The sequence below is a fragment of the Floridaenema flaviceps BLCC-F50 genome (genome assembly GCF_041929275.2).
In the GTDB taxonomy this organism is placed as follows: Bacteria; Cyanobacteriota; Cyanobacteriia; order Cyanobacteriales; family Aerosakkonemataceae; genus Floridanema; species Floridanema flaviceps.
Genome location: NZ_JBHFNR020000001.1, coordinates 2741856 through 2752514 on the forward strand (window position 1 = coordinate 2741856; position 10659 = coordinate 2752514).

General features: G+C 40.5%; 13 protein-coding genes. 10 read left to right on the forward strand and 3 right to left on the reverse strand.

What is annotated here, in order from left to right; all coding sequences use genetic code 11:
- Nucleotides 1–57: 57 nt before the first annotated feature.
- Entirely contained in the window at nt 58–189 is a 132-nt protein-coding gene (locus ACE1CI_RS13210; RefSeq protein WP_413264281.1) for a hypothetical protein, read from the reverse strand.
- Here ACE1CI_RS13210 and ACE1CI_RS13215 point away from each other — a divergent pair.
- The 4 genes from ACE1CI_RS13215 to recJ all read left to right on the forward strand — a co-directional run bounded on the left by ACE1CI_RS13215 (nt 188) and on the right by recJ (nt 3674).
- Nucleotides 188–664, forward strand: coding sequence for a GNAT family N-acetyltransferase (locus ACE1CI_RS13215; protein ID WP_413264280.1), 477 nt, complete (start codon nt 188–190; stop codon nt 662–664). The two genes, ACE1CI_RS13210 and ACE1CI_RS13215, sit on opposite strands and share 2 nt — an antisense overlap.
- A gap of 3 nt (nt 665–667) precedes the next feature.
- A complete protein-coding gene (locus ACE1CI_RS13220; protein WP_413264279.1) occupies nt 668–1090 on the forward strand; it encodes a hypothetical protein in 423 nt (140 codons plus the stop codon).
- Nucleotides 1091–1216: 126 nt separating this feature from the next.
- Nucleotides 1217–1645 carry a hypothetical protein gene (locus ACE1CI_RS13225; RefSeq protein ID WP_413264278.1) on the forward strand — a complete coding sequence of 143 codons (429 nt, stop codon included), beginning with the start codon at nt 1217–1219 and terminating at the stop codon, nt 1643–1645.
- A 7-nt stretch (nt 1646–1652) separates the two neighbouring features.
- Nucleotides 1653–3674: a single-stranded-DNA-specific exonuclease RecJ gene (gene recJ / locus ACE1CI_RS13230; protein ID WP_413264277.1), complete on the forward strand. Its 2022-nt coding sequence runs from the start codon at nt 1653–1655 to the stop codon at nt 3672–3674.
- Between the two features lie 701 nt (nt 3675–4375).
- Here the strand turns inward: recJ and psb30 are convergent.
- Nucleotides 4376–4519, reverse strand: coding sequence for a photosystem II reaction center protein Ycf12/Psb30 (gene psb30, locus ACE1CI_RS13235; protein ID WP_413264276.1), 144 nt, complete (start codon nt 4517–4519; stop codon nt 4376–4378).
- Between the two features lie 234 nt (nt 4520–4753).
- On the opposite strand from psb30, the gene ACE1CI_RS13240 reads away from it, so the two are divergent.
- From ACE1CI_RS13240 to ACE1CI_RS13260, 5 genes are all read left to right on the forward strand, one after another.
- Nucleotides 4754–5104 (forward strand): YkgJ family cysteine cluster protein, encoded by a 351-nt coding sequence (locus tag ACE1CI_RS13240; RefSeq protein WP_413264275.1) that lies wholly within the window; start codon nt 4754–4756, stop codon nt 5102–5104.
- A 182-nt stretch (nt 5105–5286) separates the two neighbouring features.
- Entirely contained in the window at nt 5287–6534 is a 1248-nt protein-coding gene (locus tag ACE1CI_RS13245; RefSeq protein ID WP_413264274.1) for an RNA-guided endonuclease InsQ/TnpB family protein, read from the forward strand.
- Nucleotides 6535–6606: 72 nt separating this feature from the next.
- Entirely contained in the window at nt 6607–8148 is a 1542-nt protein-coding gene (locus tag ACE1CI_RS13250; protein WP_413264273.1) for a serine hydrolase, read from the forward strand.
- A 74-nt stretch (nt 8149–8222) separates the two neighbouring features.
- Entirely contained in the window at nt 8223–8657 is a 435-nt protein-coding gene (locus tag ACE1CI_RS13255) for a TMEM165/GDT1 family protein (protein ID WP_413264272.1), read from the forward strand.
- Nucleotides 8658–8807: 150 nt separating this feature from the next.
- Nucleotides 8808–9101 carry a TMEM165/GDT1 family protein gene (locus ACE1CI_RS13260; protein WP_413264306.1) on the forward strand — a complete coding sequence of 98 codons (294 nt, stop codon included), beginning with the start codon at nt 8808–8810 and terminating at the stop codon, nt 9099–9101.
- An 84-nt stretch (nt 9102–9185) separates the two neighbouring features.
- Here the strand turns inward: ACE1CI_RS13260 and ACE1CI_RS13265 are convergent, their stop codons facing one another.
- Nucleotides 9186–9683, reverse strand: a complete 498-nt coding sequence (locus tag ACE1CI_RS13265; protein WP_413264271.1) for a hypothetical protein — start codon at nt 9681–9683, stop codon at nt 9186–9188.
- Nucleotides 9684–9854: 171 nt separating this feature from the next.
- On the opposite strand from ACE1CI_RS13265, the gene ACE1CI_RS13270 reads away from it, so the two are divergent.
- On the forward strand, nt 9855–10412 hold the full coding sequence (locus tag ACE1CI_RS13270) for a DUF2808 domain-containing protein (RefSeq protein ID WP_413264270.1): 558 nt from the start codon (nt 9855–9857) through the stop codon (nt 10410–10412).
- Nucleotides 10413–10659: the final 247 nt, after the last annotated feature.

Below are 10659 nucleotides of genomic sequence, written 5' to 3' on the forward strand. Positions count from 1 at the left end.
AACTAATATAACAGATTATTACAAGATGTAAAGTAAATCTTGACTAAAAAAGGTTAATTAGGTATATAAGCGCATTAAATATCTATCTGTAGGGTGCGTTAGTAACGCACCATTCCCGCTGCTGGGGTGATAACTGGTTAGTCCTGAATCGGCTAAACTGGCGTAGTAGGTAATTGATGGGCTTTCCATGCTGATTCGCCCTGCGAAACAATCGGATGTTCCAGCGGTTTTGCCGATGGTGGGCAAAATTTGTGCTTTGCATGAAACTTGGGATGAGGCGAAGTACGGGTTTTTGCCTAACCCGGCTCAACGTTATGATTGGTGGTTGAGTAAACTGGTGAAAAGCGATCGCGCAGTCTTTTTAGTAGCAGAAGACCAAACCAAAGCGCAATTAGCCGGATTTATAGTCGCTACGATCGAGCAAGAAATACCCATTTATCGACTCAAAGAATTTGCCTTTATTCAGGATCTTTGGGTAGAACCAGAATATCGTCGTAGTGGTGTGGCGCGACAGTTAGTAACCCAAACAATTGAGCAATTTCAAAAGATGGGAATAACACAAATTCGCCTCGATACTGCTGCAATTAATGAACCTGCGAGAAAGTTATTCTCAGAGTGTGGTTTTCGTCCTAGCGTTGTGGAAATGTTGATAGAGTTAAAGTGAAATATGAAACCGAAATTATTAATTACTAAAACTATTGCCTTTCTGACCTTCTCCCTTCTGCCTTCTACCGTAACATTGGGAGGAACTTGTGCAGGTCGAAGTTGTCCACCACCGCCCATTGGTTTTACACCCGGACAATGGATTAATTATGAAGTAGTTAATCGTACAGGCTTCATTGTTGAATTACAAAATGTACCAAGAACTCCTGTGCTTTTTTTACGTCCGGGAGAACAAGTTAGGTTTGCCAGACAAGCAGCAACAGAACCAAATCTTTCTTCATTATCTTGGAATGCTGTACCTTATTTATTAAGAGCAAGACTTTCTAAACCTAATGCCAATACGCTACGAGTGGAGATAGCACCAGGGGGACTTCCGGGCGATCGCGCACTCTACATCCGCGATGATGGTCGAGTAATTATTCTTTAGAGAAGGCGGTAATTTGGCAAAACAGTTGGTTGTTCCCTCTTCCCTGTTCCCTTTTTTGATGAGATAATACTTTCGCTTGCAGAATCACCTTTTGCCAAAAACAAAAGCACCTAAGTAGGTGAAATTATGTATAAGAAATTACTAAGAATTTTAGGAACAACTTGCTTAGTTCTAGCTGGTATTATCATCACAACGGAAACTATAGCAGGGCCAAAATTTGTCAAGACTGGGAAAACGCTAAAACAAGATGATTTTATTACCTTGCAGGTAAGCAATCAAACTGCAAATCCGATTAGTATGGAAATTCCATCTTATACTGACCAAATTACTATGCAGCCGAAAGAAAGGCGGAAACTTCGCTTTAAACTGCGGAACAAAGAGTATGGTCTTTCAGTTTTATATTGGAGTCCCACAGGCGAGCAAGCATTATTAGGAAAAGTCAACAAACCGAATTCTCAAACAGTGCTTTTAGACTTACAACCTGGTAATTTTGCTCAAGAAGACGATCGCGCAATTTACGACACAGAAAGTCCGGGTCAAGTATTGGTTTTTTAAACACCTAATGTATCGATTACCTTTGCAACGTTGGGAATTTTACCCAGAAAGACCGCAACAAGTTAAAGAAATAGCCGAAAAGTTCCCTGTTTCTCCTTTATTAGCGCAAGTACTAATTAATAGAGGAATGGAAACACCAACCCAAGTCAGAGAATTTTTAGAGCCAGAAACGCAATTTTTGCCTGAGCCTATCGATGAATTTCCTGACTTGGGAATTAGTTTAGAATTGTTAGAAAATGCGATCGCTTCCCAAGGCAAAATTGCCATTTGTGGAGATTACGATGCTGATGGCATGACTAGTACGGCTTTGTTGTTGCGATCGCTCCGTACTTTAGGTGCTGATGTCGATTATGCCATCCCCAGTCGCATGACTGAAGGATATGGAATAAATTGCCGAATTATTGAAGAATTTCATAGAGAAGGCGTACAATTAATTTTAACAGTAGATAACGGCATTGCCGCATTTGAACCAATTCAAAGAGCCAGAGAATTAGGTTTACAAATCATCGTTACCGATCACCACGATATCCCACCCAAATTACCACCAGCTAATGCAATTCTTAATCCAAAATTAATTAGAGAAACGTCACCTTATCGAGGAATTGCTGGCGTAGGAGTTGCTTATATTGTAGCAGTTTGTTTAGCCCAAAGACTTGGGCTTGCTAAAGGTTTAGTCAAACCAATGTTAGAGTTATTCACATTGGGAACAATTGCCGATTTAGCACCTTTAACCGGAGTCAATCGCCGTTGGGTAAAACGCGGATTACAACTCTTACCCTACTCTCAATTAGCCGGAGTACAAGCATTAATTCAAATTTCTGGAGTAGAAGGTAGCCGTAATTCAAAATCTGCAACTCAAAACTCCCTAAATCCAGAGGATATCGGCTTTCGACTTGGGCCAAGAATTAATGCAATTGGCAGAATTTCCGATCCACAAATCGTTATTGAACTGTTAACTACTGATAATATGGGTGTAGCTTTAGAAAGAGCTATGCAGTGCGAACAAATAAATCAAAAGCGTCAGCAACTTTGTGAAGAGATTGAGCAAGAGGCGATCGCCTGGTGCGAACAAAGTCAAATCGATTTACAACAAGAACGAGTTTTAGTTGTTGTCCAACCAAACTGGCATCATGGCGTAATTGGAATCGTCGCTTCTCGGTTAGTTGAACGCTACGGAGTTCCGGTTTTTATTGGTACTTACGAAGAGGAAGATGAAGAACGCATTCGCGGTTCAGCTAGGGGGATTCCCGAATTTGATGTTTTTGAAGCCTTGTTATCTTGTGAAGATTTACTAGGGAAATTTGGCGGACATAAAGCAGCAGGCGGCTTTTCTTTACCTGCAAAAAACCTAGTAGAATTTCAGCGCAGGCTGAGTAAATTTGCTCATAAATTACTTCAACCAGAACACCTCAAACCTTTATTAAAAATTGATGCCAAAGCAGAAATTACGGATATTAATTTAGAATTATATCAACAAATTCAGGCTTTACAACCTTGTGGCATTGAGAATTCAGCACCAGTTTTTTGGATGTCTGATGTACGAATTGTGGAACAACAAATAGTTGGGAAAGGTCATTTGAAGTTAACAATTTCTCAGTTTAGCTCACCGGATAAAATAAAAGCGATCGCATGGCGTTGGCGCGACTATTTTCCCCTACCCACCAGGATTGATATAGCCTATAGACTCAGAGAAAACAATTTTAACGGCAGCAAAACGGTAGAATTAGAATTATTAGGTGTCAGACAAGCAAAACCATTATCTTGGCAAACCTTCACCGCAGAAAATCTTCCCTTGAAAGCAGAGTTTTATCACAATCAAAAACGTTACACTTGCGGATTATATCCCAATGATTCCTTAACCGAATTAAGAATTAGAAATGCTGAAGGCAAAGTTTTAGCCGTTCCTTTAGGAAAAACCACAGGTTTGTTAGGTATAACTCGTGAAGACGCAGTAGAAGTAAACATTTTTCAACCACCTTTCTCGACTTTAGTAGAATCTGCACAAATAGCCTTAGAAAAAGCCAAATAAATTATCATAATTGTTTGTTGTAGCGACTTTAGTCGCACATTCCGAAAATAAAAGCACGCTCAGTGCTCACAACGAACCTGGTTTGTTGTAGCGACTTTAGTCGCACATTCCGAAAATAAAAGCACGCTCAGTGCTCACAACGAACCTGGTTTGTTGTAGCGACTTTAGTCGTACATTCCGAAAATAAAAGCACGCTCAGTGCTCACAACGAACCTGGTTTGTTGTAGCGACTTTAGTCGTACATTCCGAAAATAAAAGCACGCTCAGTGCTCACAACGAACCTGGTTTGTTGTAGCGACTTTAGTCGCACATTCCGAAAATAAAAGCACGCTCAGTGCTCACAACGAACCTGGTTTGTTGTAGCGACTTTAGTCGTACATTCCGAAAATAAAAGCACGCTCAGTGCTCACAACGAACCTGGTTTGTTGTAGCGACTTTAGTCGTACATTCCGAAAATAAAAGCACGCTCAGTGCTCACAACGAACCTGGTTTGTTGTAGCGACTTTAGTCGTACATTCCGAAAATAAAAGCACGCTCAGTGCTCACAACGAACCTGGTTTGTTGTAGCGACTTTAGTCGTACATTCCGAAAATAAAAGCACGCTCAGTGCTCACAACGAACCTGGTTTATAGCCCAAAAAATTAAAGGGGGGATTAACTCCCCCCCTTGTTAATTGTTAAGGACTGAACTCGCAGAAGCTTTTACAGATTGCCGTTGCGAGAAGCTAGTACTACAATCACGGCTGGTCCAGCAAGCATAATTAAAGCTACCAGAGTCAGCTGAGCAATCACTTCCCAGTTAATGCTGGTAACAACACTGGTAACAGAATTAATAACCGATCCCATTTCTCCTCCCGAACTAACCCAGATAGGCTTGAATCGCTACATTAAAATCCGTCTCTTATATTACCTGTCTACAGTCCACTTCTTTTAAGCAACTTAACAAAACTATAAAAAACTATAAACAAAGATGAAGCGCTCAGATCCCCGACTTCTTGAAGAAGTCGGGGATCTAGGGGGATCTAGATTCAATAGTTGCTAGACTCTAAAAGCATTGACACAAAGGAATTTGGGAAAATCATGGCGACTTGGTGTTGCGTCAAAGGATGTGGTGCTTGCTGTTATCTAGAACCATCTGAGCGTCCCGACTTAGAAGAGTATCTTACCCCAGAAGAGCTAGAGCAGTATCTTGGCATGGTAGGGGAAGAGGGATGGTGTATAAATTTCGATCGCACTACCCGCGAATGTCGCATCTACTCAAATCGTCCGCGATTTTGCCGCGTCGAGCCAGCAACATTTCAGGATATGTTCGGCATAGCAGCAGAAGAACTCAACGATTTTGCCATTGAATGTTGTCAAGAGCATATAACAGACATTTACGGCACTGATAGCCCGGAAATGCAACAGTTTAATCAAAAAGTTGAATTTTAGCTTATCATTTTATCTAAATGTCGCAATTCATCTCCCGTTAAAACGAAGGAGAGACGGTGAGATGAATTGCGACCAACAACTCAGATTGAGCGAACGCAAATCCATACAAAACGATATCATAAGACTTTACTATTCTACTATTTGTATAGTAAGATTTAGGAAATTAACTTTTCTCTCACATAATGTTAAAGGCATTTAAGTACCGAATCTACCCAACAACCGAGCAAAAAGTCTTGTTAATCAAGTCTTTCGGTTGTTGCCGTTGGTTCTACAATTATGCCTTAAACTTAACCACCACTACTTACAAAGCTACTGGTAAAGGGTTGAGTAAAGCACAAATGATTAACCTTTTACCGCAACTCAAAAAAGAGCATGAGTGGCTGACAGAACCACCATCTCAAGTCTTGCAACAAGTAGCTTTAGACCTGTCTAGTGCTTTTCTGAACTTCTTTGAAAAAAGAGGGAATTATCCAAGTTTCAAGAAGAAACATGGTAAGCAAAGTATAAGATTTCCACAGCATATTAAACTAGATGGAAATCAGATTAGCTTACCCAAGCTAGGAAAAATTTACTGCAAACTGTCGCGAGTTCCCTTCGGTGAACTGCGAGCGATTACTGTCTCTATGACGGCAAGCGGTCAATTCTTCGCTAGTTGTCTCTATGAAGATGGTAAAGATAAGCCAGTTGCCACAAAAGAAGGAAAAGCAATTGGCATCGATCTAGGTATCACTCACTTTGCTATTACTTCCGATGGGACGAAGCATGGTAATCCTAAGTATTACCGCAAACACGAGAAAAAATTAGCTAAGTACCAAAGACGTAAGGCAAAAAAACGGAAAGGTTCAAACAACCGTAATAAAGCTAGAAGAAAGGTAGCTAAAGTCCACCAAAAAATTACTAGATGTCGAGAGGATTTTCTCCACAAACTAAGTCGTAAATTAGTAGACGAAAATCAAGTCCTGGTGGTAGAAAATCTGGCAGTGAAAAACATGGTGCAAAATCATAGTAGGGGCGGGTTTAGCCAAAAAAATTTCAGCCAAAACAAGAGACTTAAAAATCAAAACCCGCCCCTACAGTCCATAGCTGATTTAGGATGGGGGCAATTCTGCACCATGCTTAAATATAAAGCGGAATGGGATGGAAAAGTTTACATAGAAGTAGATCGGTTCTTCCCCAGTTCCAAAACCTGCAATCACTGTTTACATCAAATCGGTGAATTACCTTTAGATATTAGAAGTTGGCAGTGTCCGAAATGTGGAACTTTGCATGACCGTGACATCAACGCTGCTAAAAATATCAGAGATGAAGGTTTACGAATGTTAGAGGTAGGGCATACCTCGGTAGCTTCTGGAGAACGAGTCAGACCAAGCAAAGGCACTGCTTTTGTGAGGCATCGTTCTGTGAAGGAAGAATCTCCCGTCACAGCGTAAGCTTGACGGAGAGAGTGTCAATTGATGTATTCTTTCGATGAGGTAAACTTAGGTGTTTTATAGGAGTGGCTCGTGCAACAAAGATCGCAAAGCCCTTATCAACAGCTAGCTGATCTGGAAGATAAACTCAAGCGTGCGAATGAATACATTCAACGGCTTAGGCAGGAGAACAGCAAACTCCAACAAAATGTCATTTCATTCAGCCCAAAACCTGCGATTACCGGACTCAAACCGGAGAACAGCAAACCTCAACGACAAGTTGGCAGGTTTGAGCAGGGAAATCAAACTCAGTCTCGGATGAAAGCTGGTGATTTTTCGCTTTTGCCTTTAGAAAAAGTCACACCTAGAAGAAGAAGACGTTCCTCGAAAGATCGAGATTTAGAAAACACAAGTTATCTGAGAAAGCGGAGAACTCGCAAAGGCTGGAGGAAATCTTATCAGTTAAGATTAGCGGCGCTGTTCTTAGCAGCAGTGACAGTTTTGTGGATTATTATCTCCGTTATTTCTTCAGTTGTGCAGTTATTTAATCGGAGTACAAGCACATTTGCTCAAGAGAATACAGAACTGTTAAAGCAGCTACCTACGACACCTTTGCTACCACCAGATATTCCTCCGAGAACTAATGCGATCGCACTGCCAACACCGATAAATCATAGTTTAAAAGAAACTCAATTAGTTTATAACGTCACGACTCCTGCTAACTTAAAACCAAGTCAACAATTACAAGGAATTGTTGATGAAATGGTGCAGTTAATTCAATCCAAAAGATTACCCACACAACCGCTATCTATCACCTTAATTAATGTGAAAACCGGAGAAACAGCAGGATTTCAACAAAAAAACCTTCTGTATCCCGCAAGTGTGGTCAAAATGTTTTGGATGGTCAATGTTTTTGCAGAAATGCACCAAGGGATTTTGCCCAATGAACCTGTTTATGGTGCTGATTTGAATCGGATGATTCAACAGTCTTCTAACGATGCTGCTAGTCGATTAGTTGATGCTGTCACTAGTACTGACTCTGGTTACATATTGCGGGGCGAAAAGTATGATAACTGGGCGAGAAAACGCCGCAAAATTAGTGAGTTTTTCAGCCAAGCTGGATACGAAGGGATTGCGCTCCATCAAAAAACCTACCCGATTAGTTATTTGCGCCATAAAGAACCAGAGGGTAGAGATCAGCAAATGTGGAACGATCCTAAAGAGTTAAGAAATCAAATTTCCAGCGAACACGCCGCTAGATTAATGTATGAAATTGTTACGGGAAAAGCAGTTTCCCCAGAAGCAAGTGCCAAAATGGTGCAGTTCTTGGCAAGAGATTTACGATTGTCAGCTTGGCGGGAAAATACCGCCAGATTTGGTGGATTTAACCCAGTTCGGGGCTTTTTGGGGCAAGGATTACCCGCTGATGTCGATTTTGCTTCTAAAGCAGGTTCGACGGAAACAGGTCGTCATGAGGTAGCTTTTGTCAGAAGTCGGGAGGAAGATGGCCCAATTTATATTGTGGCGATTTTGGGAGCAAATGAAGGTTATTTTAACGACTGGGAGCTATTTCCGACGCTATCGCGGCTGGTGTTCGATCGCATGAGTGGAAAAACTCCCGAACAACAGCAGTAAAAATTACATCAAAATGCCCTCTTGGGGATAAAATGAAAGAAATATGAAAACCACCTAGTACTTTACAATTGCCTGTGAAACTATCTTCTGCACCGCCAACTTTGTCTGCGCCTGAGTCAGTTAATCAGACTAGGGATGCACAGTTAACTGTCATGGAGTCAACGCTCTTAACCACTGATTCCGTGAAACTGGCGAAACCGACACAACAGCCAAGCCAGAATGTCAGCAAAGGAGCATTAGCAGTTTTTGCTTCTACTTTTGTAACTATCTTCTTGTCAGAAATGGGAGATAAAACTCAAGTAGCTACTTTGCTGATGAGTGCAGAATCTCAGTCTCCTTGGTTAGTTTTTGCTGGCGCATCTTCAGCGTTAATAGCAACAAGTTTGCTGGGAGTTTTACTGGGTAGGTGGTTAGCAACTAAGGTATCTCCGCAAATTTTAAATAAAGCCGCTGGCGTAAGTATGCTAGTAATTACTATGCAGTTAGTTTGGGAAATTTTCCATTCTTAAATTGGGGACTGGGAATGACAAGCAAGATAATTGGGGACTGGGAATGACAGGCAAGATGCCTGTCCTACAGGACTGGGGATTGATTAAGAATTCCCAAATCCCAAATTTAAAAATCCTTTCATCCAAAATCTAAAATCTAAAATCGCTATGATTGACTGGCATCTTTTAGGACTAAGTTTTATTACTGTGTTTTTGTCAGAATTAGGAGACAAAAGCCAACTCGCGGCGATCGCTCTGAGTGGAAGTACAAAATTTCCCCGTGCAGTGTTTTTGGGTACAGCTGGAGCGTTACTACTCACAAGTTTTCTAGGCGTAATTGCTGGCGAAGGTGCAGCACAATTGTTACCTGTACATTGGGTAAAAGCGATCGCTGCGATCGGTTTTGCCATCATGGCTGTCCGCCTACTTTTGTCAAATCCTGCCATAACTGAAGACGCTGAATAGATTTTATAAAATTAGGGGTAGATCTGACGATCCACCCCCAATTAAATTATCTAAATCCTCGACAATTAACTGGAGCATCACCAATTACTTTTCTCGGTAAAAGAAACTCAAAAGCGTGCCACCAGCGATTAACTTAATTACTTCCAAAATCCAGTAAGTTTCATGTAACAAACCCATACTAGCAGGGACAGAAGCAACTGGATCGAAAACTTCTAGATTTAACCCCAAAGCACTCATCTGTGGTGTTAAGACATAAGTGAAAATCAGACCAATAGTTAGAAGTATCATTGCTAAACCAATTGCATTGCGGCTCTGACTCACTAAAGTATTTTGCGTGCGTTTGAGAACTAACACACCCGTCAATACTAAAGCTGCACACAACAATTCAATGCGGTTAAAAATCCAGAAAATTAAATAACCTGCTGTGGCAAAACCACTTTGGGACATCATTCCCGAAGCATACAAACCAGGCATAATTACCAAGTCCAAAACCAGGCTAGTACTGAGCCAAAAGGTTAAGGTAAAAATAACTACAGTTTGCCATCCTGGTCGCTTTAACTGAAGACTAGAGATTGAAGACATATAATTCCACCTGCTTTTGCATTACTTTTAGTTTAACTAATTTTTCTTGTTAAAAATATGAAATATCTTTGCGGTTTGTTGCAGTTATTTTGATTAAAATTAGTTAATAATTGCCAGAGTTTTTTAAATTACGGGATAGCAAAATTTCTTTTCAAATCTTAATAAAAACTCATGAAAACTTCTCGAATTCTCTGGGCAACATTAGCAGCCACAGTAGGTATTTTAGCTGGCTGGCAACAGGGAGAGGCAGTACAACTAGCAGATGGTACAGTTTATTTTGTTCAGCCTCCCAGTTTATTAGCAGCAACTACCACTTTTAACGATGCTTGTGTATGGTCAGCAACATATTACTTTACAGTTAACCTACCGGAAAATGCCGGAGAGCCCTTGCAACGAGTGGTGATTAACCAACAGGAAGGAGGAGAGGACGTAGATTTTCGCTTGAAAGAAAGTCGTGCTTTTGTAGGAGTTCGGCGTAAAAAAGGGGAAGATTTGCCAATTCAAGAAGTGACAACAGATGAAAAAACTCGTTCTATTGCGATCGCTTTTGATCCCCCTATTGCTCCGGGAAAAACTGTAACTATTGCTCTTGAGCCTGTGCGTAATCCTTGTTTCGGAGGAGTTTATTTGTTTGGGGTGACGGCTTTTCCGCCGGGAGAAAAAGTACATGGTCAGTTTCTCGGTTTTGGACGGTTCCACTTTTATGAGCGCAGAAACTTCTTTTGGTAATAGGTAATAGGTAGTAGGTAGTGGGTAGTGGGATTCATACTACTTACTACCCATTACTATTAGCAACTTGAGTTAATTAATATACAACAATAAAGTATAAATTAAACATAAAATTTTCGGTATTTGAAATTTTAATTACACAACTTAAGAACATTAAATCAATCTTTATAAAAAAATAATTAAATTTATCAAATTTAATCAATCTAAATTAATTAATAATAAAGTATTTTGGCAATTTGATTTAAGT

Excerpts from the sequence above, each read along its gene's own strand:
- ACE1CI_RS13220 (WP_413264279.1), top strand. The coding sequence starts at position 668 with ATGAAACCGAAATTATTAATTACTAAAACTATTGCCTTTCTGACCTTC.
- ACE1CI_RS13240 (WP_413264275.1), top strand. The coding sequence starts at position 4,754 with ATGGCGACTTGGTGTTGCGTCAAAGGATGTGGTGCTTGCTGTTATCTA.
- recJ (WP_413264277.1), top strand. The coding sequence starts at position 1,653 with ATGTATCGATTACCTTTGCAACGTTGGGAATTTTACCCAGAAAGACCG.
- ACE1CI_RS13215 (WP_413264280.1), top strand. The coding sequence starts at position 188 with ATGCTGATTCGCCCTGCGAAACAATCGGATGTTCCAGCGGTTTTGCCG.
- ACE1CI_RS13210 (WP_413264281.1), bottom strand. The coding sequence starts at position 189 with ATGGAAAGCCCATCAATTACCTACTACGCCAGTTTAGCCGATTCAGGA.
- ACE1CI_RS13265 (WP_413264271.1), bottom strand. The coding sequence starts at position 9,683 with ATGTCTTCAATCTCTAGTCTTCAGTTAAAGCGACCAGGATGGCAAACT.
- psb30 (WP_413264276.1), bottom strand. The coding sequence starts at position 4,519 with ATGGGATCGGTTATTAATTCTGTTACCAGTGTTGTTACCAGCATTAAC.
- ACE1CI_RS13270 (WP_413264270.1), top strand. The coding sequence starts at position 9,855 with ATGAAAACTTCTCGAATTCTCTGGGCAACATTAGCAGCCACAGTAGGT.
- ACE1CI_RS13245 (WP_413264274.1), top strand. The coding sequence starts at position 5,287 with ATGTTAAAGGCATTTAAGTACCGAATCTACCCAACAACCGAGCAAAAA.
- ACE1CI_RS13225 (WP_413264278.1), top strand. The coding sequence starts at position 1,217 with ATGTATAAGAAATTACTAAGAATTTTAGGAACAACTTGCTTAGTTCTA.